A 24,648-nucleotide genomic window follows, 5' to 3' on the forward strand; every position below is an offset into this window, starting at 1 on the left:
CCCCGTTTCGTTTCGCCGCGGGAATTACTCTTCCAGTTCGCCGCAGAAACGGTAGCCTTCGCCGTGAATGGTGGCGATGATTTCCGGCGTGTCCGGGGTCGATTCGAAATGTTTGCGAATGCGACGGATGGTCACGTCAACGGTGCGGTCGTGCGGCTTCAGCTCACGGCCGGTCATTTTCTTCAGCAGTTCGCCGCGGGACTGGATCTTGCCCGGGTTTTCGCAGAAGTGCAGCATCGCGCGGAATTCGCTGCGCGGCAGCTTGTACTGTTCGCCCGCCGGGCTGATCAGCGAGCGGCTGTTGATGTCCAGCTCCCAACCGTTGAATTTGTAGCTTTCAACCAGGCGGCGTTCTTCGCCGACGCTGCCGAGGTTCATGGTGCGCGACAGCAGGTTGCGCGCGCGAATGGTCAATTCACGCGGGTTGAACGGCTTGGTGATGTAATCGTCGGCGCCGATTTCCAGGCCGAGAATTTTATCGACCTCGTTATCGCGGCCGGTCAGGAACATCAGCGCCACGCTGGCCTGTTCACGCAGTTCGCGCGCCAGCAGCAGGCCGTTTTTGCCTGGCAGATTGATGTCCATGATGACCAGATTGATATCATTTTCAGACAGGATATTGTGCATCTCTGCACCATCATTGGCTTCATGAACAATGTAGCCTTCCGCCTCGAAAATGCTCTTCAGGGTGTTACGAGTGACTAACTCGTCTTCGACAATCAGAATGTGCGGGGTCTGCATATTTGCTACCTAAAATTGCCAACAAAATAGAAAATAGGAAGTACAGAAGTCTTTGTTTTCTCAGAGGAGGGCAGAGATAGCGCCACGTTCCCTCTCAGCAAATGACTAAAGTACGTAAACTCGTTCTTGATGCACTTTCCATCTCATGTCAACAAGATCGCTAGCTTGGTGGGGATGCTATTCCCTACAACCCCAAAGGTGCCGAAACGGCGCATATCCTAACCCTATTAACAGCAATATAACAGCGCGTGCCGAATTCATCACCCAACAAAACTACGGTTTGTTGACATATATCAAATTCAATTGTAGCACGTTAACAGATTTGTGAAAAACACTTACAGGAATGCCAGCTTAAGTCACAGAAGCTCAAATTCTGTGAACGATTCAGCATCCTCGGGCCCAATAGGGTACAATTAGCCGCTTATTGATCGGCGTGTTGTTTTAACGCATTGATTAATAAGTACAGTAAAACATAAGCGATAATAATGTCTATTACGCACGGTTTATTCGGCCAATAACCTGTTTACTCTCGTTTGTAGCAATTAAGGCTTTCTTTGTTGCGCAATTGTAAATATAAGCGGGCCAGGTTGAACAGTCAAAACCGCGCCTCCTATTTTCGGTGGAGTATTGATGCAGCTTCATATTGTTTTGGTGGCTCCGGCCCGGCCGGAAAACGTCGGCGCCGCAGCGCGGGCGATGAAAACCATGGGCTTCACTTCGCTGCGCATCGTCGACAGCGAAGCGCACCTGCAGCCGGCGGCGCGCTGGGTGGCGCACGGCGCCGGTGAGATCCTCGACGGCGTGCAAACCTTCGCCACCCTGGAACAGGCGCTGGCGGACGTGGATTTTACCGTCGCCACCACCGCCCGCAGCCGTGCGCGCTTTCACTACTACTGCACGCCGCCGCAGCTGCTGGAACAGCTGACCGAACGCCGGGAGTGGGTGAATCAGGCCGCGCTGGTGTTCGGCCGTGAAGATTCCGGGCTGACCAACGAAGAGCTGGCGCTGGCGGATTTGCTGACCGGCGTGCCGATGCAGGCGGACTATCCCTCGCTGAACCTCGGCCAGGCGGTGATGGTGTACTGCTATCAGCTGGCCGAGCTGATGCAGATCGGCGCGCCGCAGGAGCCGTCGGCCAACGCCGGGCAGCTCAACGCGCTGCGTCAGCGCGCCGAGGGGCTGTTGAGCGCGCTGGGGGTGAGCGACGATCAAAAATTGCGCGATTGGCTGCACCAGCGGCTTGGCGCGTTGCAACAGCGGGATACGGCCATGCTGCACACTTTGCTGCATGACATCGAAAAAAAACTCACCAAGTGATACCCACACTCTCTGGCGGATATCCAGTGTGATCCACTGCAAAATCGCCGTCAGGTTGTTTTTTTGTTCTGTCATTTCGCTTTTCCACTGTCGCTTCGCTCAATCGGGCGGCTGAACAGGAAATAAGCGAAAATAAGAAATAATTTGACTTGGGATCGCGATTGCTTTAACCAATAGAGGGGACAGAGTATTTAATGAGACAGACAGAAAACATGCGAAACATCAGCCTGAACACCACAATTATTACCACCACCGATACCACAGGTAACGGGGCGGGCTGACGCGTACAGGAAACACAGAAAAAAGCCCGCACCTAACCAGTGCGGGCTTTTTTTTCGGCTTAAATTCGGGAGAGATCAGAAATGCGAGTGCTGAAATTTGGCGGAACCTCGGTAGCGAATGCGGAACGTTTTCTGCGCGTCGCCGACATCATGGAAAGTAATGCGCGTCAGGGACAGGTGGCCACGGTATTGTCCGCGCCCGCCAAGATCACCAACCACCTGGTGGCGATGATTGAAAAAACGGTGGCTGGACAAGACATTCTGCCGAATATGAGCGACGCCGAACGCATCTTCGCCGATCTGCTGAGCGGCCTGGCCCAGGCGCTGCCCGGCTTTGAATACGATCGCCTGAAGGCCGCCGTCGAGCAGGAATTCGCCCAGCTCAAGCAGGTGCTGCACGGCGTGGCGCTGCTGGGGCAGTGCCCGGACAGCGTCAACGCCGCGATCATCTGCCGCGGCGAGAAGCTCTCCATCGCCATCATGGAAGGCGTGTTCCTGGCCAAGGGTTTCCCGGTGACGGTGATCAATCCGGTGGAGAAACTGCTGGCGCAGGGCCACTACCTGGAGTCCACGGTGGACATCGCCGAATCCACGCTGCGCATCGCCGCTGCGGCGATCCCGGCCGATCACGTCGTGCTGATGGCCGGTTTCACCGCCGGCAACGATAAGGGCGAGCTGGTGGTGCTGGGCCGCAACGGCTCCGACTATTCCGCCGCGGTGCTGGCCGCCTGCCTGCGCGCCGACTGCTGCGAGATCTGGACCGACGTCGACGGCGTTTATACCTGCGATCCGCGCACCGTGCCGGACGCCAGGCTGTTGAAATCGATGTCGTACCGGGAGGCGATGGAGCTTTCCTACTTCGGCGCCAAAGTTCTTCACCCCCGCACCATCGCCCCCATCGCCCAGTTCCAAATCCCTTGCCTGATCAAAAACACCGCCAACCCGCAGGCCCCGGGCACGCTGATTGGCCGAGATAGCTCGGACGACGAGATGCCGGTGAAGGGCATCACCAACCTGAACAACATGGCGATGATCAACGTCTCCGGCCCGGGCATGAAGGGCATGATCGGCATGGCCGCCCGAGTGTTCGCCGTGATGTCGCGCGCCGGCATCTCGGTGGTGCTGATCACCCAGTCCTCTTCCGAATACAGCATCAGCTTCTGCGTGCCGCAGGGCGAGCTGCAGCGGGCGCGTCGCGCGCTGGAAGACGAGTTCTATCTGGAGCTGAAAGACGGGGTGCTGGAGCCGCTGGACGTCATGGAGCAGCTGGCGGTCATTTCGGTGGTCGGCGACGGCATGCGCACCCTGCGCGGCATCTCCGCCCGCTTCTTCTCCGCGCTGGCGCGCGCCAACATCAATATCGTCGCCATCGCCCAGGGGTCTTCCGAGCGTTCCATCTCGGTGGTGGTCAGCAATGATTCCGCCACCACCGGCGTGCGCGTTTGCCATCAGATGCTGTTCAACACCGACCAGGTGATCGAAGTGTTCGTCATTGGCGTCGGCGGCGTCGGCGGCGCGCTGATCGAGCAGATCTACCGCCAGCAGCCGTGGCTGAAGCAAAAGCATATCGACCTGCGGGTGTGCGGCATCGCCAACTCGCGCGCCATGCTGACCAACGTGCACGGCATCGCGCTGGACAGCTGGCGCGATGAGCTGGCCGGCGCGCAGGAGCCGTTCAACCTGGGCCGCCTGATCCGCCTGGTGAAGGAGTACCACCTGCTGAACCCGGTGATCGTCGACTGCACCTCCAGCCAGGCGGTGGCGGATCAGTACGCGGACTTCCTGAGCGACGGCTTCCACGTGGTGACGCCGAACAAGAAGGCCAACACCTCGTCGATGAACTATTATCAGCAACTGCGCACCGCGGCCGCCGGTTCACGCCGCAAGTTTTTGTATGACACCAACGTTGGCGCCGGCCTGCCGGTGATCGAAAACCTGCAAAACCTGCTGAACGCCGGCGACGAGCTGACGCGTTTCTCCGGCATCCTGTCCGGTTCGCTGTCTTTCATCTTCGGCAAGCTGGACGAGGGCATGTCGCTGTCGGCGGCCACCCGGCAGGCCAAGGCCAACGGCTACACCGAGCCGGACCCGCGCGACGACCTGTCCGGCATGGACGTGGCCCGCAAGCTGTTGATCCTGGCGCGCGAAGCCGGTTACAAGCTGGAGCTGGATGACATCGAGGTCGAATCGGTGCTGCCGCCGTCCTTCGACGCGTCCGGCGACGTGGAATCATTTATGGCGCGGCTGCCCGAGCTGGACAAGGCGTTTGCGCGCAACGTGGCCGACGCCGCCGAACAGGGCAAGGTGCTGCGCTACGTCGGGGTGATTGAAGAGGGGCGCTGCCAGGTACGCATTGATGCGGTAGACGGCAACGATCCGTTGTATAAAGTGAAGAACGGCGAGAACGCGCTGGCCTTCTACAGCCGCTATTATCAGCCGCTGCCGCTGGTGTTGCGCGGCTACGGCGCGGGTAACGATGTGACTGCGGCGGGGGTCTTCGCCGACCTGCTGCGCACACTGTCATGGAAGTTGGGAGTTTAATATGGTTAAGGTGTATGCACCGGCCTCGATTGGCAACGTCAGCGTCGGTTTCGACGTGCTGGGCGCGGCGGTATCGCCGATCGACGGCACTCTGCTGGGCGACTGCGTCAGCGTCGAAGCCGCCGACGCGTTCAGCCTGCAGAACGCCGGCCGCTTCGTCAGCAAGCTGCCGGACGATCCGAAAGAAAATATCGTGTATCAGTGCTGGGAGCGTTTCTGCCAGGAGATTGGCCGCGAAATTCCGGTGGCGATGCGGCTGGAGAAAAACATGCCTATCGGTTCCGGCCTGGGCTCCAGCGCCTGTTCGGTGGTCGCCGGCCTGATGGCGATGAACGAATTCTGCGACCGCCCGCTGGACAAGATGACGCTGCTCGGCCTGATGGGCGAGCTGGAAGGGCGCATTTCCGGCAGCGTGCATTACGACAACGTCGCCCCCTGCTATCTCGGCGGGCTGCAGCTGATGCTGGAAGAAGAAGGCTTCATCAGCCAGGAAGTGCCATGCTTTAACGACTGGCTGTGGGTGATGGCCTATCCGGGCATCAAGGTCTCCACCGCCGAGGCGCGCGCGATTTTACCCGCGCAGTACCGTCGTCAGGACTGCATCAGCCATGGCCGCTATCTGGCGGGCTTTATCCATGCCTGCCACACCCAGCAACCGCAGCTGGCCGCCAAGCTGATGCAGGATGTGATCGCCGAGCCGTATCGCACCCGCCTGCTGCCGGGCTTTGCCGAAGCGCGCAAGGCCGCGCAGGACATCGGCGCGCTGGCCTGCGGCATCTCCGGCTCCGGCCCGACGCTGTTCGCCGTGTGCAACGACGGCGCCACCGCGCAACGCATGGCCGACTGGCTGAAAAATCACTATCTGCAAAACGACGAAGGTTTTGTTCATATTTGCCGTCTGGATACCGCAGGCGCTCGACTACTGGGATAACGCATGAAACTGTACAACCTTAAGGATCACAACGAGCAGGTCAGCTTCGCACAGGCGATCAAACAGGGCCTGGGCAAACAGCAGGGGCTGTTTTTCCCGCTGGATCTGCCGGAGTTCGAACTGACCGAAATCGACCAGTTGCTGGAGCAGGACTTTGTCACCCGCAGCAGCCGCATTCTGTCGGCGTTTATCGGCGACGAAGTGTCGGAAGCGGCGCTGCACAAACGCGTGGCGGCGGCGTTTGAATTCCCGGCGCCGGTGGCGCAGGTGGAGGATGACGTGGCCTGCCTGGAGCTGTTCCACGGCCCGACGCTGGCGTTCAAGGACTTCGGCGGCCGTTTCATGGCGCAGATGCTGGCGGAAGTGGCCGGCGATCAGCCGGTGACCATTCTGACCGCCACTTCGGGCGACACCGGCGCCGCCGTGGCGCACGCGTTCTACGGCCTGAAGAACGTGCGGGTGGTGATCCTCTATCCGCAGGGCAAGATCAGCCCGCTGCAGGAAAAGCTGTTCTGCACCCTGGGCGGCAACATCCACACCGTGGCGATCGACGGCGACTTCGACGCCTGCCAGGCGCTGGTGAAGCAGGCGTTTGACGATGCGGAGCTGAAAGAGGCGCTGCACCTGAACTCGGCCAACTCGATCAACATCAGCCGCCTGCTGGCGCAGATTTGCTACTACTTCGAAGCGGTGGCGCAGCTGCCGCAGGAAGCGCGCAATCAGCTGGTGATCTCGGTGCCGAGCGGCAACTTCGGCGACCTGACCGCCGGCCTGCTGGCGAAGTCGCTGGGCCTGCCGGTGAAGCGTTTCATCGCCGCCACCAACGCCAACGACACCGTGCCGCGCTTCCTGACCAACGGCCAATGGCAGCCGCATGCCACCGTGGCGACGCTGTCCAACGCCATGGACGTCAGCCAGCCGAACAACTGGCCGCGGGTGGAAGAGCTGTTCCGCCGCAAGATCTGGCAGTTGAAAGAGCTGGGCCACGCGGCGGTGAGCGACGAAACCACCAAAGATACGATGCGCGAGCTGGCCGAGTTGGGCTATGTCTCAGAACCGCATGCGGCTATCGCCTACCGCGCGCTGCGCGATCGGCTGCAGGAAGGGGAGTTCGGCCTGTTCCTCGGCACCGCGCATCCGGCCAAATTCAAAGAGAGCGTGGAAGCGATCCTCGGCCAGGAGCTGCCGCTGCCCAAGGCGCTGGCGCTGCGGGCCGATTTGCCGCTGCTGTCCCACAGCCTGCCGGCCGGCTTCGGCGAGTTGCGCAAGTTCCTGATGGCGCTGCCGGCCTGAGTCTCCCCGCCCATAATGAAAAAGCCGTCTTGCGACGGCTTTTTTTATGATTGCTCGGGGCGTTTGAACACCAGTTCGTTGCCCTGCGAGCCGGCTTCGTCGAAGGCGTAACCTTCCAGATTGAAGTCCGCCAGCTGATCGCTGCGGGTCAGGCGGTTCTTGATGATGAAGCGGCTCATCAATCCGCGCGCCTTCTTGGCGTAGAAGCTGATCACCTTGTACTTGCCGTTCTTCTCGTCGAGGAACACCGGCTTGAGCAGCGTGCCGTGCAGCTTGGCCGGCTTCACCGATTTGAAATACTCGTCGGAAGCCAGATTCACCACCACGTCATCACCCTGTTGCGCCAGCGCTTCGTTCAGCTTTTGGGTGATTTGGTCGCCCCAGAAGCTGTACAGGTCTTTGCCCTTGGGGTTTTCCAGCCGGATACCCATCTCCAGGCGGTAAGGCATCATCAGATCGAGCGGGCGCAGCACGCCGTACAGGCCGGAAAGCATGCGCAGATGCTGCTGGGCGAAATCGAAATCCGCTTCGCTGAAGTCCTGCGCCTGCAGGCCGGTATAGACGTCGCCCTTAAACGCCAGCAGCGCCTGGCGCGCGTTGTCCGGGGTGAATTTTGGCCGCCAGTCGCTGAAGCGCGCGGCGTTCAGCCCGGCCAGCTTGTCGCTGATGCCCATCAGGCTGGAGATTTGCGCCGGCGTCAGCTCGCGGCAAATTTTGATAAGCCGCTGAGACTTGTCCAGCAGCTCAGGCTGGGTGAAGCGTTCTGTCGCCAGCGGGCTTTCATAATCAAGAGTTTTAGCAGGTGAAATAATAACGAGCATGGCCAGATCCTGTTTTTCCAAGTGCTGATACTGTAACAAAAAGCGCGGCAAAAAGGGGCAATAGGTCTGATAGGCGGGGCGTGCGGTTGACGCCCCTGCCGCATCAGCGCGGCGGCTTGGGGGTGTCCCAAACGCCCGGCTCCAGCTGCGGCTTCAGCTCCGGATAGCGGTTGACGTCAAAGGTCGGCAGCTTGCCCAGCCGGCGCTGGCGGTGATAGTCATCGGCCAGCTTCAGCGCCACCCGCGACAGCAGCAGGATCGCCGTCAGGTTGGTGATCGCCATCAGCGCCATCGAGGTATCCGCCATTTTCCACACCACAGGCAGCTCGGCCAGCGCGCCGAACATCACCATGCCCAGCGCTACGCAGCGGAAAAGCAGCAGCCCGCCAGGGTGGTTATGTTCGAGGAATACCAGGTTGTTCTCCGCATAGGCGTAGTTGGCGATGATCGAGGTAAAGGCGAAGAAGAAAATGGCGATGGCGACAAACGGCGTGCCCCAGCTGCCGACGGCGGCGGACAGCGCTCGCTGGGTCAGATCGATGCCGCTGACGGTGGCGCTCGGCTGGTCCAGAATGCCGGAGGACAGAATGATCGCCGCCGTGGCGCTGCAGATGACGATGGTGTCGATAAACACCCCGAGCATTTGCACGTAGCCCTGCGAGGCGGGATGCGGCGGATAAGGGGAAGCGGAGGCCGCCGCATTGGGCGCCGAGCCCATGCCGGCCTCGTTGGAGAACAGCCCGCGCTGCACCCCCTGGGTCATCGCCTGAGAAATGCCGTAGCCGACCGCGCCGGCCGCCGCTTCCTGCAGGCCGAAGGCGCTTTTGAACACCAGCGCCAGGATCGCCGGCATATGCTCAATGTTGTGGCCAATCACCCAAAGCGCCAGCAGCAGATAGGCGCCGGCCATCAGCGGCACCACCAGCTCGGCCACCCGGGCGATGGAGCGAATGCCGCCGAAGATCACCACGCCGCTGAGCAAGACCAGCCCGATGCCGACGTGCAGCGGTTGCAAATTGAACGCGACGGCGGAAGCCTGCGCGATGGAGTTGGCCTGCACCGCATTGAACACCAGGCCGAAGGCGAGGATCAGGAAGACGGAAAACATCACCCCCATCCAGCGCATCCCCAGCCCCCTTTCCATATAGTAGGCCGGGCCGCCGCGATAGTTGCCGTTGTCGTCTTTGGTTTTGTACAGCTGCGCCAAGGTGCTTTCGATAAAGGAGGTGGCCATGCCGATAAAGGCCACTACCCACATCCAGAAGATGGCGCCGGGGCCGCCGGCGGTGAGGGCGATGGCCACGCCGGTCAGGTTGCCGGTGCCGACGCGCGCCGCCAGGGTGGTGCACAATGCCTGAAAAGAGGAGATGCCGGCGCTGTCGCTTTTGTTGCTGTGTTTCAGCACCGAGAACATATGGCTGAAGTGGCGAAGCTGGATAAAGCGGGTGCGCAGGGTGAAATAAATGCCGGTGCCGAGCAGCAGATAGATCAGTACCGAACCCCACAAAATATTGTTTATAAAATTCATCAGGTCCGTCACGGGATCCCTCCTTCGTCGACATGTCACGCACACCCGGCAACATCCACCGCGGGTGAAAAGCATTGGGCCAGTTTTTACAAGAGCTTAGCCGAAATCAGATCGGCGCCAGAGAATTGAGATTTTTCGCAGATCGCCAAACGAATTGCATCATTTTTTGCGAATTTAACATAATTTCTTCTACCGATAGCACGTTATTGCCTTTTCATCGCCTCGGGAATGACGAAAGATATCGGCGTAAACGGTTGCTCGCCCAAGGATAAAACAGGCGCCGCCGGGGCGGGATTTTCCAGCCTTGCGCCGGGCCTTGCGCATGTTATTATCAGGGAAGGGCATGGTTGAACAATGCCAAAAGTTCATGCACAAACGATGAGATAATGCCAACATGACCGACAAATTAACTTCCCTGCGCCAGCTCACCACGGTGGTTGCGGACACCGGCGATATCGCGGCAATGAAGCTGTATCAACCGCAAGACGCCACCACCAACCCTTCGCTGATCCTCAATGCAGCCCAAATTCCTGAATACCGCAAACTGATTGACGAAGCCATCGCCTGGGCGCGTGAGCAGAGCGGCGATCGCGAGCAGCAGATCGCCGACGCCGCCGACAAGCTGGCGGTAAATATCGGTCTGGAGATCCTCAAACTGGTTCCGGGCCGCATCTCCACCGAAGTGGACGCTCGCCTGTCTTACGACACCGTCGCCAGCGTGGCCAAGGCCAAGCGCCTGATCAAGCTGTACAACGAAGCCGGCATCAGCAACGAGCGCATCCTGATCAAACTGGCCTCTACCTGGCAGGGCATCCGCGCGGCGGAGCAGCTGGAGAAAGAAGGCATCAACTGTAACCTGACGCTGCTGTTCTCCTTCGCCCAGGCGCGCGCCTGCGCCGAAGCCGGCGTTTACCTGATCTCCCCGTTCGTTGGCCGTATCCTCGACTGGTACAAAGCCAACGGCGACAAGAAAGAGTTCGCTCCGCACGAAGATCCGGGCGTGGTTTCAGTTACCGAGATCTATCAGTACTACAAAGAACACGGTTACAACACCGTGGTGATGGGCGCCAGCTTCCGTAACGTCGGCGAGATCATCGAGCTGGCCGGCTGCGACCGTCTGACCATCGCCCCGGCGCTGCTCAAAGAGCTGGCGGAAAGCGAAGGCGCGCTGGAACGCAAACTGTCTTACACCGGCGAAGTGAAGGCGCGCCCCGCTGCGCTGACCGAGCCTGAGTTCTACTGGCAGCACAACCAGGATCCGATGGCGGTCGAGAAACTGACCGACGGCATCCGCAAGTTCGCCGTAGACCAGGGCAAGCTGGAAAAAATGATCGCCGATCTGCTGTAATTCCGGCAGACAGCGCAATAAAAAGGTGGCTCAGGCCGCCTTTTTTTATGCCTGCAGATCCCTGCGGCCGGTTGACGCCTTATACTCTCAGGATCAATGACAGGGCGGGAGCGAACCCGCCCGGACCCATCAGGCTGTAGAGGTTACGCATGGACATATTACGTATTGGTTTGGTTTCCGTTTCTGACCGCGCTTCCGGCGGCGTTTACCAGGACAAGGGCATTCCGGCGCTGGAGGAGTGGCTGACCGGCGCGTTGGCGACGCCGTTCAAGCTCGAAACCCGGCTGATCCCCGATGAGCAAACGCTGATCGAGCAGACGCTCTGCGAGCTGGTGGACGAAATGGGCTGCCATCTGGTGCTGACCACCGGCGGCACCGGCCCGGCGCGCCGCGACGTGACCCCCGACGCGACCCTGGCGGTAGCCGATCGCGTGATGCCCGGCTTCGGCGAGCAAATGCGCCAAATCAGCCTACACTATGTGCCAACGGCGATTCTTTCACGCCAGGTGGGGGCGATCCGCAAGCAGGCGCTGATCATCAACCTGCCCGGGCAGCCGAAGTCGATCAAGGAAACGCTGGAAGGGGTGAAGGACGAGCAGGGCAATACGCGGGTGCACGGCATTTTCGCCAGCGTGCCTTATTGCATTCAACTGCTGGAAGGGCCTTATGTGGAAACGCAGAGCGCGGTGGTAGCAGCATTTCGTCCGAAGAACGCGCGCCGCGAGATAAACCTCTAAATTTCAGCGATCTGAGCGATTAGCTTCAGGCCGTCTGGTGTGAAAATAATTTGCCGCTATAGTAAGGATTCTTTTACAGAAAGCCTGCGGCTTTTATTTTTACAGCCTTCTCCGACGGTACCCTATGCCTCACGACAATAATCGCCGGTTAAACCGGCAAGACTATAAAACGTTGACGCTGGCCGCGCTGGGCGGCGCGCTGGAGTTCTACGACTTCATCATTTTCGTCTTCTTCGCCGCCGTGGTCGGCGAGCTGTTCTTCCCGGCGGACATGCCGGAATGGCTGCGGCTGGTGCAAACCTTCGGCATCTTCGCCGCCGGCTATCTGGCCCGCCCGCTGGGCGGCATCGTGATGGCGCACTTCGGCGATCTGGTCGGCCGCAAAAAGATGTTTACCCTGAGCATTCTGCTGATGGCGTTGCCGACGCTGGCGATGGGCCTGCTGCCGACCTACGCCAGCATCGGCATCGCCGCGCCGCTGTTGCTGCTGCTGATGCGCGTATTGCAGGGGGCGGCGATCGGCGGCGAGGTGCCGGGCGCCTGGGTGTTCGTCGCCGAGCACGTGCCGCGCCGCCGCATCGGCTTTGCCTGCGGCACGCTGACCGCCGGCCTGACCGTCGGCATCCTGCTCGGCTCGGTGGTGGCGACGGTGATCAACACCACGCTCAGCCAGCAGACCATCATCGACGGCGGCTGGCGCATTCCTTTCCTGCTGGGCGGCATGTTCGGGCTGGTGGCGATGTACCTGCGCCGTTGGCTGCAGGAGACGCCGATCTTCATCGAAATGCAGGCGCGCAAAGCCTTGGCGGAAGAGCTGCCGCTGAAGTCGGTGGTGCTCAACCACAAGAAAGAGGTGGCGGTGTCGATGCTGCTGACCTGGCTGCTGTCCGCCGGCATCGTGGTGGTGATCCTGATGACCCCGACCTACCTGCAGAAACAGTTCGGCATAGCGCCGGCGCTGACGCTGCAGGCCAACAGCATCGCCACCGTCATGCTGATCGCCGGCTGCATCGCCGCCGGGCTGGCGGCCGATCGCTTCGGCGCCAGCAAAACGCTGGTGGTCGGCAGCCTGCTGTTGGCCGGCTGCAGCTGGCTGTTCTATCGGACGGTGGGCGTTCACCCGGAAATGCTGTTCGCCTGCTATGCGCTGGTGGGCTTCAGCGTGGGCGTGGTGGGGGCGGTACCGTACGTGATGGTGCGGGCGTTTCCGGCGGAAGTGCGATTTACCGGCATTTCGTTCTCATATAACGTTTCGTACGCTATTTTTGGCGGTTTAACCCCGATATTTGTGACCTTGATCATGAAATTAACCCCGTTAGCGCCCGCTTACTACGTGCTGGCGTTGTCGGTCATCGGGCTGCTGCTGGGCATCTACCTGCACCGCGATTTGAACAGCGAGGCGAGGGAGCGGCCAGCCGGCTCCTGCGGCTAAAAAAAAGCCCTGCGACGCAGGGCTGTTTTATGTTGGGCGACAGGCGATTACGCCATGGCCGGCACGGCGACGCTCGGTGGGGCATTCACTTCGCCGATCGGCAGCACCTTGCGGCCCAGCTGTTCGTTGAGCACCTCGGCCATCGCCAGATAAATGGCGCTGGCGCCGCAGACAATGCCTTCATAGCCGGCGAAGTTCAGCAGCGCGTGATTGCCGGTGATGTTGCCGACGGCCAACAGGGCGAACAGCAGCGTCAGGCTGGCGAACACGAACTGCAGCACGCGATTGGCGCGCAGGGTGCCGAAGAACATGAACAGGGTGAAGACGCCCCACAGCGCCAGATAGATGCCCAGCACGCGGGCTTCGGTGGCGTCGGCCAGCCCCAGGCGCGGCAGCAGCAGCAGGCCCACCAGGCTCAGCCAGAAGCTGCCGTAAGAGATGAAGGCGGTCATGCCGAAGGTGTTGCCCTTCCGGTATTCCAGCAGGCCGGCCATGATCTGGGCCAGCCCGCCGAAGAAGATCCCCATGCTGATGATGGCGGAGTTCAGTGGGAAAAAGCCCGCGTTGTGCAGGTTCAGCAAGACGGTGGTCATCCCGAAGCCCATCAGGCCGAGAGGGCCGGGATTCGCCAACTTGTTGGTGTGCATAAGTCCTCTGCGATAACAGAAAATTAACGGAAACAGCTAATTAAAATCATAAATGGTCTGAATGGCCGAAAAGTCCAGGATTTCCATCAGAGCGCGCGGCATCATAATGATCCCCGGAACAGGAAACAATGATCTGGATGACGATAAAAAAGAAATTTTTTTCGCCTTGCCCCTTGATGCTGAGTCGGATGGCCCCATCTTATTTGCAACCGCAGTTGCTAACCGCGGGTAAGACTGAAATATCGGGCAGTTGAAAAGCAAAAAATCGCCCGCATATAGGTTAGCAACCTGACCGATTATGAATTTATTAGTGGAGACGTTTAGATGGGCAAAATTATTGGTATCGACCTGGGTACTACCAACTCTTGCGTAGCAATTATGGATGGTGCCAAGGCACGCGTGCTGGAAAACGCCGAGGGCGACCGCACCACTCCTTCTATTATCGCCTATACCCAAGACGGTGAGATTCTGGTTGGCCAGCCGGCTAAGCGTCAGGCTGTGACTAACCCGCAGAACACGCTGTTCGCGATCAAACGCCTGATTGGCCGTCGCTTCCAGGATGAAGAAGCGCAGCGCGATAAAGGCATCATGCCGTACAAAATTATCGAAGCCGACAACGGCGACGCCTGGCTGGAAGTGAAAGGCCAGAAAATGGCACCGCCGCAGATCTCTGCCGAAGTGCTGAAGAAAATGAAGAAAACGGCTGAAGATTACCTGGGCGAACCGGTAACCGAAGCGGTTATCACCGTACCTGCTTACTTCAACGACGCACAGCGTCAGGCGACCAAAGACGCCGGCCGTATCGCAGGTCTGGAAGTAAAACGCATCATCAACGAACCGACCGCTGCGGCCCTGGCTTACGGCCTGGACAAAGAAGTCGGCAACCGCACCATCGCGGTTTATGACCTGGGCGGCGGTACTTTCGATATCTCCATCATCGAAATCGACGACGTTGACGGCGAAAAAACCTTCGAAGTGCTGGCGACCAACGGTGATACCCACCTGGGTGGCGAAGACTTCGACAGCCGCCTGATCAACTATCTGGTGGAAGAGTTCAAGAAAGAGCAAGGCATCGATCTGCGCAACGATCCGCTGGCGATGCAGCGTCTGAAAGAAGCCGCCGAGAAAGCGAAGATCGAACTGTCTTCCGCTCAGCAGACCGACGTTAACCTGCCGTACATCACTGCAGACGCGACCGGTCCAAAACACATGAACATCAAAGTGACCCGTGCGAAACTCGAGTCGCTGGTTGAAGATCTGGTTGCGCGCTCCATCGAGCCGCTGAAAGTGGCGCTGAAAGACGCAGGCCTGTCGGTTTCCGACATTCAGGACGTGATCCTGGTCGGCGGCCAGACCCGTATGCCAATGGTACAGAAGAAAGTCGCTGACTTCTTCGGCAAAGAACCGCGTAAAGACGTTAACCCGGACGAAGCGGTTGCCGTAGGCGCTGCGGTGCAGGGCGGCGTGTTGGCCGGTGATGTGAAGGACGTTCTGCTGCTGGACGTTACCCCGCTGTCGCTGGGTATCGAAACCATGGGCAGCGTGATGACGCCGCTGATCACCAAAAACACCACCATCCCGACCAAGCACAGCCAGGTGTTCTCTACCGCTGAAGACAACCAGTCTGCGGTAACCATCCACGTGCTGCAGGGTGAGCGCAAGCGCGCCAACGACAACAAGTCTCTGGGCCAGTTCAACCTGGACGGCATCCAGGCTGCACCGCGCGGCATGGCGCAGATCGAAGTGACCTTCGATATCGATGCCGACGGCATCCTGCACGTGTCCGCCAAAGACAAGAACACCGGCCGCGAGCAGAAGATCACCATCAAGGCGTCTTCCGGCCTGAATGAAGAAGAAATCCAGAAAATGGTGCGCGACGCCGAGCTGAACGCCGAGTCTGACCGCAAGTTCGAAGAGCTGGTGCAGACCCGCAACCAGGCGGATCACCTGATCCACGGCACTCGTAAGCAGCTGGAAGAAGCAGGCGACAAACTGCCGGCGGAAGACAAAACGGCTATCGAAGCGGCGCTGAAAGATCTGGAAACCGCGGTGAAAGGCGAAGATAAAGCCGAGATCGAAGCGAAGACCCAGGCGCTGGTGCAGGTGTCCGGCAAGCTGCTGGAAATGGCTCAGGCGCAGCAGGCTCAGCAAGGCGCTGACGCCGGTGCCGACAACGCGGCGCAGAAAGACGACGACGTGGTTGACGCCGAGTTCGAAGAAGTTAAAGACAAAAAATAATCGCCCTTAAGCGGGCACGGGGCGGCCGCGAGGCCGCCACCGGAAACCAGCACGGGCGTCGAGGCAACTCTACGCCCGTGCACGCATGTTAAGGGTAAGCAAAAGAATGGCCAAGAAAGACTATTACGAGATTCTCGGCGTCAGCAAAACGGCGGATGAACGCGAGATAAAAAAGGCGTATAAACGCCTGGCGATGAAATACCATCCTGACCGTAACCAGGAAAAAGACGCCGAGAGTCAATTTAAAGAGATCAAGGAAGCGTATGAAGTCCTGACCGACGATCAGAAGCGCGCGGCCTACGATCAATACGGGCACGCGGCCTTTGAGCAAGGCGGCATGGGCGGCGGCGGCTTCGGCGGCGGCGGCGCTGACTTCAGCGATATCTTTGGCGACGTGTTTGGCGACATCTTCGGCGGGGGTCGCCGTCAGCGCGCCAGCCGCGGTTCCGATCTGCGCTATAACATGGAGCTGTCCCTCGAGGAAGCGGTGCGTGGCGTCACCAAAGAGATCCGCATCCCGACGCTGGAAGAGTGCGACGTCTGCCACGGCAGCGGCGCCAAGCCCGGCAGTTCGCCGGTGACCTGTCCGACCTGCCACGGTCAGGGCCAGGTGCAGATGCGCCAGGGCTTCTTTACCGTACAGCAGGCTTGTCCGCACTGTCACGGTCGCGGCCAGATAATCAAAGACCCGTGCAACAAATGCCACGGCCACGGCCGGGTAGAAAAAGCCAAAACGCTGTCGGTGAAAATCCCGGCCGGCGTGGATACCGGCGACCGCATCCGCCTGGCGGGTGAGGGCGAAGCGGGCGAGCACGGCGCGCCGGCTGGCGATCTGTACGTACAGGTCCAGGTGAAGGCTCACCCGATCTTCGAGCGTGAAGGCAACAACCTGTACTGCGAAGTGCCGATCAACTTCGCCATGGCGGCGTTGGGCGGCGAGATTGAAGTGCCGACGCTGGACGGCCGGGTGAAGCTGAAAGTGCCTGCGGAAACCCAGACCGGCAAGCTGTTCCGCATGCGCGGCAAGGGCGTTAAATCGGTGCGCGGCGGCAGCCAGGGCGACTTGCTGTGCCGCGTGGTGGTGGAAACCCCGGTTAATCTGAACGACAAGCAGAAGCAGTTGTTGAAAGAGCTGGAAGAAAGCCTCGGCGGCCCGTCCGGTGACAAGAACAGCCCGCGCTCGAAGAGCTTCTTCGACGGGGTGAAAAAATTCTTTGACGACCTGACGCGCTAAGCTGCTGTTTCTGTTGGCGCACTCTGGCAACCCCGGGCTTTTGACCCGGGGTTTTTATTGGGTTGCGGTCAGGATTTTCGCCAAGGCGATAATGTGACTTATACAGCAAACAGATCGGTTTTGACGAGTAATTTAGCATTTATAAACGTATTTTATCGAAGTGAAACGCCGTCTATACTCAATCCATTGTTTTGCATGCGGGGGCCGAGAAACCCCCGTTCAAATCTGGAGAGACGTATTGTGACCAACATTATTCGTCAATTTTTACGTCAGGAAGCCGCCGGCGGCGTCATTCTGATCCTGGCGGCGATCGTCGCCCTGATCATGGCCAATACGCCGGTGCAGGGAATTTACCACGCCTTCCTGAACCTGCCGGTGATGGTGAAAATCTCCTCGCTGGAAATCGCCAAGCCGATGCTGCTGTGGATCAACGATGGCCTGATGGCAGTCTTCTTCCTGGTGGTGGGGCTGGAGGTCAAGCGTGAGCTGATGCAGGGCTCGCTGGCCGGGCGCGACAAGGCGGTATTCCCGGCGATCGCCGCGCTGGGCGGCATGCTGGCGCCGGCGTTGATCTACCTGCTGTTCAACGGCGCGGACGAGGTTACCCGCCAGGGCTGGGCGATCCCGGCCGCAACCGACATCGCCTTTGCGCTGGGCGTGATGGCGCTGCTGGGCAACCGGGTGCCGACCAGCCTGAAAGTGTTTCTGCTGGCGCTGGCGATTATCGACGACCTGGGCGTGATTGTGATTATCGCGCTGTTCTATACCCATGAGGTGTCGCTGGCGGCGCTGGGCGTGGCGGCGGCGGCCATTGCGCTGCTGGGGCTGATGAACTGGCGCGGGGTGGGCAAAACCTCGCTGTATATGATGGTCGGGCTGGTGCTGTGGGTGGCGATCCTCAAATCCGGGGTGCACGCGACGCTGGCCGGGGTGATCGTCGGCTTTATGATCCCGCTGAAGGTGAAGAAAGGCCCTTCGCCGTCCGAGACGCTGGAGCATGAGCTGCACCCCTGGGTGGCGTTCATGATCCTGCCGCTGTTCGCCTTCGCCAACGCCGGCGTTTCCCTGCAGGGCGTGTCGCTGGACGGGCTGACCTCGCTGTTGCCGATGGGCATCGCGGCCGGTTTGTTTATCGGCAAGCCGCTGGGCATCTTCATCTTCAGCCTGCTGGCGGTGAAGATAGGCATTGCCCGGCTGCCGGAAGGCATCGGCTTCAAACAGGTGTTTGCCGTTTCCGTGCTCTGTGGTATTGGTTTCACCATGTCGATTTTCATCGCTTCGCTGGCGTTCGGCGATGCGGATGCCGCGCTCGGCACCTATTCCCGTCTGGGGATCCTGCTGGGCTCCACCGCGGCGGCGGTGGTCGGCTATGGCTTGCTGCGCATGTCGTTGCCGCGGGTCAGATAACGCTTTTCGGGCTATCCCCGACGAAGGAAAAAACAATACAATGGCTGGTCGGAGCTGTGCAGTGTAAAATATGTGCAGCGCCGGCCGTTCCGTGTGGGGACTAATGGGGCTGCACGTTGTCTGAAACAGGGAAAGGAAGTTTGTCGCTCGTCACGGCAGAACGTCTGTCGATGCGAAACGTTAAGGAGAGCCGCTCGTGAGGATGTCGCATATCAACTTTAATCACCTTTACTACTTCTGGCAGGTTTGCAAGGAAGGCTCGGTGGTGGGCGCCGCCGAAGCGCTGTTCCTGACGCCGCAGACCATCACCGGCCAGATCAAGGCGCTGGAGGAGCGTTTGGACGGCAAGCTGTTCAAACGGCAGGGGCGCGGGCTGGTGCCGTCAGAGCTGGGGCAGCTGGTTTTCCGTTACGCCGATAAAATGTTCATGCTCAGCCAGGAAATGTTGGATATCGTCAATTATCGCAAGGAGTCCAACCTGCTGTTCGACGTCGGGGTGGCGGATGCGTTGTCCAAACGGCTGGTCAGCCAGGTGCTGGAAACCGCGGTGGTGGTGGACAACGAGCAAATTCACCTGCGCTGCTTCGAATCGACCCACGAGATGCTGCTGGAGCAGCTCAGCCAGCATAAGCTGGATATGATCCTGTCGGATTGCCCGGTGGATTCCAGCCAGCAAGAGGGGCTGTTCTCGTTGAAGCTGGGGGAGTGCGGCATCAGCTTCTTCTGTCGCCAGCCGGCGCCGGATTTGCCGTTCCCCGCCTGCCTAGAGCAGCGCAAGCTGCTGATCCCCGGCCGCCGCTCGATGCTGGGGCGCAAGCTGCTCAACTGGTTCAACACCCAGGGCATCCAGGTGGAGATCCTGGGCGAGTTCGACGATGCGGCGCTGATGAAGGCCTTCGGCATGTACCACAATGCGATCTTCGTGGCGCCGACGCTGTATGCGCAGGATACCTATAACGATGACAACGTGGTGGAGATCGGGCGGATTGATAGCGTGCAGGAAGAGTACTACATCATCTTTGCCGAGCGCATGATCCAGCATCCGGCGGTGCAGCGGGTGTGCAACAAGGACTTTTCGGCGCTGTTTTCCTGCTAGCCTGGCGGCAAACGCAGGATATAAAAAAACCGGCCTAGGCCGGTTTTTTTACCAAGCAGATAACGAAATGCTTATTGCATTGCGTTGATGCGTGCAGTCAGGTTTGACTTATGACGCGCTGCTTTGTTTTTGTGGATCAGACCTTTAGCTGCCTGACGGTCCACAAGTGGTTGCATTACCAGGAATGCGGTTTGTGCTGCTTCTTTGTCGCCAGCTGCGATAGCTGTGTCTACCTTCTTGATGAAGGTACGCACCATTGAGCGACGGCTAGCGTTATGCTTGCGGCGTTTCTCAGACTGTACGGCGCGTTTCTTAGCTGATTTGATATTAGCCAAGGTCCAACTCCCAAATATATTCTATTGAGGACAATTCAAAGGCCGAGGAATATGCCCTTTTAGCCTTCGTTTGTCAATGGATTTGTGCAAATAAGCGCCGTTTGTACGGGCGGCACTTGCTACGTTGTGATGGCGCAGGATTTTACCAGCTTCGGTCATGGGAATACAGTGTTTCGCGAGAAAATTCACCAATGATTTGCCGCGATGAGCGCAAGCCGTTGGCGGCGGTCGATTATCGGCGGCGGGACGCGGGATAAACTGCGGCGAAGCCGTTTCACCCGCAGATTATCTCCGGTATGGTATGTCTATTACATAAAGGCACCAATCGCGGGTTAACCTTACCGGCTGTACAAGGTATAATCCGCCGATTTCCACTGTTTTGAGCCAGCTATGCAGCTAATTCGCGGCATCCATAATATCCGGGCGCGCCACCATGGTTGCGTGCTCACCATCGGCAACTTTGACGGCGTACACCGCGGTCATCAGGCGTTGCTGGAGCAGCTGAAGCAAGAGGGGCAACGCCTCGGGCTGCCGGTGATGGTCATGATCTTTGAGCCGCAACCGCTGGAAATGTTCGCAGCGGACAAGGCGCCGGCCCGTCTCACGCGCTTGCGTGACAAGGCCAAATACCTGGCGCAGGCGGGGGTAGACTACCTGCTGTGCGTCAAGTTTGATCCGCGTTTCGCCGCCAACACCGCACAGGCGTTCGTCGCCGAGCTGCTGGTGGAAAAACTCGGCGTGAAATTCCTGATGGTCGGGGATGATTTTCGCTTTGGCGCAGGCCGCCAGGGCGATTTTCCGCTATTGCAGCAGGCCGGAAAAGAGTACGGCTTCGAGGTGGTCAGCACGCCGACCTTCCGCGAAGGCGATCGGCGCATCAGCAGCACCGCGATCCGCAATGCGCTGCGCGACGACGATCTGCCGCTGGCGGAAAATCTGCTGGGCCATCCGTACAGCATCTCTGGCCGGGTCGTGCACGGCGACGAACTGGGCCGCACCATCGGCTTTCCTACCGCCAACCTGCCGCTGAAGCGCCTGGTTGCGCCGGTGAAGGGGGTGTATGCGGTGGAGGTGTACGGCCTGGGGGCCGATCCGCTCCCGGGCGTGGCCAATATCGGCACGCGCCCGACCGTTGCCGGCGTGCGCCAGCAGCTGGAAGTGCATCTGCTGGATGTCACGATGGATCTTTACGGGCGCCATATTGACGTGGTGCTCCGCGCGAAATTGCGCAATGAACAGCGTTTTGCTTCGCTCGATGCCCTGAAGCAGCAAATCGCCAATGATGTGGTGACGGCCCGGAAGTTCTTCGGGTTAAAAACACTGGTTTAATCGTTTACCCCGAGCACGCTGAGCCGTGCGACGGGTAAATAGCCGAAAACGGAAACGAGAATCTCATGAGTGACTACAAGAATACCCTGAACTTGCCGGAAACAGGGTTCCCGATGCGCGGCGATCTGGCCAAGCGCGAACCTGGCATGCTGCAACGTTGGTATGAACAGGATCTGTACGGGATGATTCGTACTGCCAAAAAGGGCAAAAAATCCTTCATTCTGCATGACGGCCCTCCGTATGCGAACGGCAGCATCCACATCGGTCACTCGGTTAACAAGATTCTCAAAGACGTTATCATCAAGTCGAAAGGGATGGCCGGCTTCGACTCGCCTTACGTTCCGGGCTGGGACTGCCACGGTCTGCCGATCGAACTGAAGGTTGAGCAGCTGTACGGCAAGCCGGGCGAGAAGCTGAGCGCGGCCGAATTCCGCCAGAAATGCCGCGAATACGCCGCCGAGCAGGTTGAAGGCCAGAAGAAAGACTTCATCCGCCTGGGCGTGCTGGGCGACTGGGATCGCCCGTACCTGACCATGGACTTCAAAACCGAAGCCAACATCATCCGCGCGCTGGGCAAGATCATCAGCAACGGCCACCTGCTGAAAGGCGCCAAGCCGGTGCACTGGTGTACCGACTGCGGCTCTTCGCTGGCCGAAGCGGAAGTCGAGTACTACGACAAAACGTCGCCGTCGATCGACGTCACCTTCCATGCGGCCGACGCGGCCGCGGTGGCGGCCAAGTTTGGCGTGAGCCACTTCAGCGGCGCCATCTCGCTGGTGATCTGGACCACCACCCCGTGGACCCTGCCGGCCAACCGCGCCATCTCGCTGCATCCGGAATTCAGCTATCAGCTGGTGCAGGTGGACGGCCAATGCCTGATCCTGGCGGCCGAGCTGGTGGAGAGCGTGATGAAACGCGCCGGCATCACCGAATGGACGGTGCTGGGCAGCTGCAAGGGCGCGGATCTGGAGCTGCTGCGCTTCCGGCACCCGTTCATGGATTTCGACGTGCCGGCCATCATGGGCGAGCACGTGACGCTGGATGCCGGCACCGGTGCGGTGCATACCGCCGGCGGCCACGGCCCGGACGACTTCGTGATCAGCCAGAAATACGGTCTGGAGATCGCCAATCCGGTGGGGCCGAACGGCTGCTACCTGACCGGCACGCATCCGCTGCTGGACGGCAAGTTCGTGTTCAAGGCCAATGACTCGATCGTGGAGCTGCTGCGCGAGCAAGGCGCGCTGCTGCACGTGGAAAAAATGGTGCACAGCTACCCATGCTGCTGGCGCCACAAGACGCCGATCATCTTCCGCGCCACGCCGCAATGGTTCATCAGCATGGACCAAAAGGGCCTGCGTCAACAGTCGCTGGAAGAGATCAAGGGCGTGCAGTGGATCCCGGACTGGGGCCAGGCGCGCATCGAAATGATGGTGGCCAACCGCCCGGACTGGTGCATCTCGCGTCAGCGCACCTGGGGCGTGCCGATGTCGCTGTTCGTGCACAAAGACACCGAGCAGCTGCACCCGCGCAGCGTCGAGCTGATGGAAGAAGTGGCCAAGCGCGTTGAGCAGGAAGGCATTCAGGCCTGGTGGGATCTGGACGCCGCCGATATCCTCGGCGCGGACGCCGCCGACTACGTGAAAGTGCCCGACACCCTCGACGTGTGGTTCGACTCCGGTTCGACCCACGCCTCGGTGGTCGACGTGCGCCCCGAGTTCAACGGTCATGGCGCCGACATGTATCTGGAAGGCTCCGACCAACACCGCGGCTGGTTCATGTCATCGCTGATGATCTCCACTGCCATGAAGGGCAAGGCGCCTTACAAGGAAGTGCTGACCCACGGCTTCACCGTCGACGGCCAGGGCCGCAAGATGTCGAAGTCGATCGGCAACACCATCAGTCCGCAGGACGTGATGAACAAGCTGGGCGGCGACATTCTGCGCCTGTGGGTGGCGTCGACCGATTACACCGGCGAAATCGCGGTGTCCGACGAGATCCTCAAGCGCTCCGCAGATTCTTACCGCCGTATCCGCAACACCGCGCGTTTCCTGCTGGCCAACCTGAACGGGTTTGAGCCAGGCACCGACTGCGTGGCGCCGGAAGACATGGTGGTGTTGGATCGCTGGGCGGTCGGCCGCGCGCTGGCGGCGCAGCGGGATATCGAGCAGGCTTACGCCAGCTACGACTTCCACGAAGTGGTGCAGCGCCTGATGCAGTTCTGCTCGGTCGAGATGGGTTCCTTCTACCTGGATATCATCAAGGATCGCCAGTACACCGCGAAGAGCGACAGCGTCGCGCGCCGCAGCTGCCAGACCGCGCTGTACCACATCGCGGAAGCGCTGGTGCGCTGGATGGCGCCGATCATGTCGTTCACCGCCGATGAAATCTGGGGCTTCCTGCCGGGCAAACGCGCGCAGTACGTGTTCACCGAAGAGTGGTACGACGGCCTGTTCGGGCTGGCGGAAGGCGAAAGCATGAACGACGCCTACTGGGCCGAGCTGCTGAAAGTGCGCGGCGAAGTGAACAAGGTGCTGGAGCAGGCGCGCGCCGACAAACGCCTCGGCGGTTCGCTGGAAGCGGCGGTAACGCTGTACGCCGACGGCGAGCTGGCTGCGCGTCTGAACAGCCTGCAGGACGAGCTGCGCTTCGTGCTGCTGACTTCCGCGGCGCGCGTCGCGCCTTTGGCCGAAGCGCCGGCGGACGCACAGACCGCGGAATCGCTGAAAGGCCTGAAAATCGCCTTCGGCACCGCTGAAGGTGAGAAGTGCCCGCGCTGCTGGCATTACACCACCGATATCGGCCTGGTGGCGGAACACGCAGACCTCTGCGGCCGCTGTGTGACCAACGTAGCCGGCGACGGCGAAAAGCGTAAGTTTGCCTGATGAGTAAACCAATCTGTTCGACCGGCCTGCGCTGGCTGTGGCTGGTGCTGGTGGTGCTGGTGCTGGATTTCGCCAGCAAGCAGTGGATCCTCGGTAACTTTGTGCTGGGCCAGTCCCAGCCATTGATCCCGTCGTTCAACCTGTTTTATGCGCGCAACTACGGCGCGGCGTTCAGCTTCCTGGCCGATCACGGCGGCTGGCAGCGCTGGTTCTTCGCCGGCATCGCCGTCGCCATCGTGGCGGTGCTGCTGGTGATGATGTACCGCAGCAGCGCGCAACAGAAGCTGAACAACATCGCCTATGCTTTCATCATCGGCGGCGCGCTCGGCAATCTGTTCGATCGTCTGTGGCATGGCTTCGTGGTCGACTTTATCGACTTCTACGTCGGCAACTGGCATTACCCGACCTTCAACCTGGCGGACAGCTTTATCTGCGTCGGGGCGGCGATGATCGTGTTGGAAGGTTTCCTGTCGCCGGCGAACAAAGGCGCAAAGAGTAAAGGTGAGTAAT

20 protein-coding genes and 1 other annotated feature are annotated in these 24,648 nt (G+C 59.9%); of the genes, 15 read left to right on the forward strand and 5 right to left on the reverse strand.

The annotated features are described in order from the left end of the window. Positions 1-24 precede the first annotated feature (24 nt). Complete coding sequence (gene arcA / locus D7I37_RS10340) at positions 25-741, reverse strand: two-component system response regulator ArcA (RefSeq protein WP_061794895.1); 717 nt, start codon at positions 739-741, stop codon at positions 25-27. A gap of 630 nt (positions 742-1,371) precedes the next feature. Here arcA and D7I37_RS10345 point away from each other — a divergent pair. The 5 genes from D7I37_RS10345 (at position 1,372) to thrC (ending at position 7,104) form a co-directional block, all read left to right on the forward strand. Continuing rightward, on the forward strand, positions 1,372-2,058 hold the full coding sequence (locus D7I37_RS10345; protein WP_061794896.1) for a tRNA/rRNA methyltransferase: 687 nt from the start codon (positions 1,372-1,374) through the stop codon (positions 2,056-2,058). A 212-nt stretch (positions 2,059-2,270) separates the two neighbouring features. Beyond that, positions 2,271-2,339 (forward strand): thr operon leader peptide, encoded by a 69-nt coding sequence (thrL, locus tag D7I37_RS10350; protein WP_071998276.1) that lies wholly within the window; start codon positions 2,271-2,273, stop codon positions 2,337-2,339. Further along, positions 2,278-2,395, forward strand: a sequence feature (Thr leader region). (Overlaps the previous gene by 62 nt.) A 25-nt stretch (positions 2,396-2,420) precedes the next feature. Further along, positions 2,421-4,880, forward strand: a complete 2,460-nt coding sequence (gene thrA, locus D7I37_RS10355; RefSeq protein WP_129543649.1) for a bifunctional aspartate kinase/homoserine dehydrogenase I — start codon at positions 2,421-2,423, stop codon at positions 4,878-4,880. 1 nt (position 4,881) lies between these two features. Next, a complete protein-coding gene (gene thrB, locus D7I37_RS10360) occupies positions 4,882-5,811 on the forward strand; it encodes a homoserine kinase (RefSeq protein WP_061794898.1) in 930 nt (309 codons plus the stop codon). 3 nt (positions 5,812-5,814) lie between these two features. After that, positions 5,815-7,104, forward strand: coding sequence for a threonine synthase (thrC, locus tag D7I37_RS10365; RefSeq protein WP_061794899.1), 1,290 nt, complete (start codon positions 5,815-5,817; stop codon positions 7,102-7,104). Between the two features lie 44 nt (positions 7,105-7,148). Here thrC and yaaA read toward each other — a convergent pair whose 3' ends face one another. Further along, complete coding sequence (gene yaaA / locus D7I37_RS10370) at positions 7,149-7,925, reverse strand: peroxide stress protein YaaA (RefSeq protein WP_129543650.1); 777 nt, start codon at positions 7,923-7,925, stop codon at positions 7,149-7,151. Positions 7,926-8,028: 103 nt separating this feature from the next. Beyond that, a complete protein-coding gene (locus D7I37_RS10375) occupies positions 8,029-9,465 on the reverse strand; it encodes a sodium:alanine symporter family protein (protein WP_061794900.1) in 1,437 nt (478 codons plus the stop codon). A 382-nt stretch (positions 9,466-9,847) separates the two neighbouring features. Between D7I37_RS10375 and tal the strand changes: the two genes are divergently transcribed. The 3 genes from tal to D7I37_RS10390 all read left to right on the forward strand — a co-directional run bounded on the left by tal (position 9,848) and on the right by D7I37_RS10390 (position 12,970). Beyond that, on the forward strand, positions 9,848-10,801 hold the full coding sequence (gene tal, locus D7I37_RS10380; RefSeq protein WP_061794901.1) for a transaldolase: 954 nt from the start codon (positions 9,848-9,850) through the stop codon (positions 10,799-10,801). A 149-nt stretch (positions 10,802-10,950) separates the two neighbouring features. After that, the gene (mog, locus tag D7I37_RS10385) at positions 10,951-11,538 is read left to right on the forward strand and encodes a molybdopterin adenylyltransferase (protein ID WP_061794902.1); all 588 of its coding nucleotides are present in this window, start codon (positions 10,951-10,953) and stop codon (positions 11,536-11,538) included. A gap of 124 nt (positions 11,539-11,662) precedes the next feature. After that, positions 11,663-12,970, forward strand: coding sequence for an MFS transporter (locus D7I37_RS10390; protein ID WP_061794903.1), 1,308 nt, complete (start codon positions 11,663-11,665; stop codon positions 12,968-12,970). A gap of 47 nt (positions 12,971-13,017) precedes the next feature. Here the strand turns inward: D7I37_RS10390 and satP are convergent, their stop codons facing one another. Continuing rightward, positions 13,018-13,617, reverse strand: coding sequence for an acetate uptake transporter (satP, locus tag D7I37_RS10395; protein ID WP_061794904.1), 600 nt, complete (start codon positions 13,615-13,617; stop codon positions 13,018-13,020). A gap of 324 nt (positions 13,618-13,941) precedes the next feature. Here satP and dnaK point away from each other — a divergent pair, with 324 nt between their 5' ends. The 4 genes from dnaK to nhaR all read left to right on the forward strand — a co-directional run bounded on the left by dnaK (position 13,942) and on the right by nhaR (position 19,592). After that, the gene (dnaK, locus tag D7I37_RS10400; protein WP_061794905.1) at positions 13,942-15,855 is read left to right on the forward strand and encodes a molecular chaperone DnaK; all 1,914 of its coding nucleotides are present in this window, start codon (positions 13,942-13,944) and stop codon (positions 15,853-15,855) included. 106 nt (positions 15,856-15,961) lie between these two features. Next, on the forward strand, positions 15,962-17,089 hold the full coding sequence (gene dnaJ / locus D7I37_RS10405; RefSeq protein WP_095095700.1) for a molecular chaperone DnaJ: 1,128 nt from the start codon (positions 15,962-15,964) through the stop codon (positions 17,087-17,089). Positions 17,090-17,329: 240 nt separating this feature from the next. After that, a complete protein-coding gene (gene nhaA, locus D7I37_RS10410; RefSeq protein WP_129543651.1) occupies positions 17,330-18,496 on the forward strand; it encodes a Na+/H+ antiporter NhaA in 1,167 nt (388 codons plus the stop codon). Between the two features lie 196 nt (positions 18,497-18,692). Beyond that, positions 18,693-19,592 carry a transcriptional activator NhaR gene (gene nhaR, locus D7I37_RS10415; RefSeq protein ID WP_061794908.1) on the forward strand — a complete coding sequence of 300 codons (900 nt, stop codon included), beginning with the start codon at positions 18,693-18,695 and terminating at the stop codon, positions 19,590-19,592. A 71-nt stretch (positions 19,593-19,663) separates the two neighbouring features. On the opposite strand, the gene rpsT is transcribed toward nhaR, so the two are convergent. Further along, positions 19,664-19,927 carry a 30S ribosomal protein S20 gene (gene rpsT, locus D7I37_RS10420; RefSeq protein WP_061794909.1) on the reverse strand — a complete coding sequence of 88 codons (264 nt, stop codon included), beginning with the start codon at positions 19,925-19,927 and terminating at the stop codon, positions 19,664-19,666. A 390-nt stretch (positions 19,928-20,317) separates the two neighbouring features. On the opposite strand from rpsT, the gene ribF reads away from it, so the two are divergent. From ribF to lspA, 3 genes are all read left to right on the forward strand, one after another. Continuing rightward, positions 20,318-21,256: a bifunctional riboflavin kinase/FAD synthetase gene (gene ribF / locus D7I37_RS10435; protein WP_061794910.1), complete on the forward strand. Its 939-nt coding sequence runs from the start codon at positions 20,318-20,320 to the stop codon at positions 21,254-21,256. A 65-nt stretch (positions 21,257-21,321) separates the two neighbouring features. Further along, positions 21,322-24,138 (forward strand): isoleucine--tRNA ligase, encoded by a 2,817-nt coding sequence (gene ileS / locus D7I37_RS10440; protein ID WP_129543652.1) that lies wholly within the window; start codon positions 21,322-21,324, stop codon positions 24,136-24,138. Further along, complete coding sequence (gene lspA / locus D7I37_RS10445; protein WP_061794912.1) at positions 24,138-24,647, forward strand: signal peptidase II; 510 nt, start codon at positions 24,138-24,140, stop codon at positions 24,645-24,647. The genes ileS and lspA overlap by 1 nt, the downstream gene beginning before the upstream one ends. Position 24,648: the final 1 nt, after the last annotated feature.

This window comes from Serratia sp. 1D1416 (assembly GCF_003641105.1).
In the GTDB taxonomy this organism is placed as follows: domain Bacteria; phylum Pseudomonadota; class Gammaproteobacteria; order Enterobacterales; family Enterobacteriaceae; genus Serratia; species Serratia ficaria.

What these genes read in the sequence shown, in the direction of transcription:
- arcA (WP_061794895.1), bottom strand. Translation starts at nt 741, where the DNA reads ATGCAGACCCCGCACATTCTGATTGTCGAAGACGAGTTAGTCACTCGT.
- D7I37_RS10345 (WP_061794896.1), top strand. Translation starts at nt 1,372, where the DNA reads ATGCAGCTTCATATTGTTTTGGTGGCTCCGGCCCGGCCGGAAAACGTC.
- thrA (WP_129543649.1), top strand. Translation starts at nt 2,421, where the DNA reads ATGCGAGTGCTGAAATTTGGCGGAACCTCGGTAGCGAATGCGGAACGT.
- thrB (WP_061794898.1), top strand. Translation starts at nt 4,882, where the DNA reads ATGGTTAAGGTGTATGCACCGGCCTCGATTGGCAACGTCAGCGTCGGT.
- thrC (WP_061794899.1), top strand. Translation starts at nt 5,815, where the DNA reads ATGAAACTGTACAACCTTAAGGATCACAACGAGCAGGTCAGCTTCGCA.
- yaaA (WP_129543650.1), bottom strand. Translation starts at nt 7,925, where the DNA reads ATGCTCGTTATTATTTCACCTGCTAAAACTCTTGATTATGAAAGCCCG.
- tal (WP_061794901.1), top strand. Translation starts at nt 9,848, where the DNA reads ATGACCGACAAATTAACTTCCCTGCGCCAGCTCACCACGGTGGTTGCG.
- mog (WP_061794902.1), top strand. Translation starts at nt 10,951, where the DNA reads ATGGACATATTACGTATTGGTTTGGTTTCCGTTTCTGACCGCGCTTCC.
- D7I37_RS10390 (WP_061794903.1), top strand. Translation starts at nt 11,663, where the DNA reads ATGCCTCACGACAATAATCGCCGGTTAAACCGGCAAGACTATAAAACG.
- satP (WP_061794904.1), bottom strand. Translation starts at nt 13,617, where the DNA reads ATGCACACCAACAAGTTGGCGAATCCCGGCCCTCTCGGCCTGATGGGC.
- dnaK (WP_061794905.1), top strand. Translation starts at nt 13,942, where the DNA reads ATGGGCAAAATTATTGGTATCGACCTGGGTACTACCAACTCTTGCGTA.
- dnaJ (WP_095095700.1), top strand. Translation starts at nt 15,962, where the DNA reads ATGGCCAAGAAAGACTATTACGAGATTCTCGGCGTCAGCAAAACGGCG.
- ribF (WP_061794910.1), top strand. Translation starts at nt 20,318, where the DNA reads ATGCAGCTAATTCGCGGCATCCATAATATCCGGGCGCGCCACCATGGT.
- ileS (WP_129543652.1), top strand. Translation starts at nt 21,322, where the DNA reads ATGAGTGACTACAAGAATACCCTGAACTTGCCGGAAACAGGGTTCCCG.
- lspA (WP_061794912.1), top strand. Translation starts at nt 24,138, where the DNA reads ATGAGTAAACCAATCTGTTCGACCGGCCTGCGCTGGCTGTGGCTGGTG.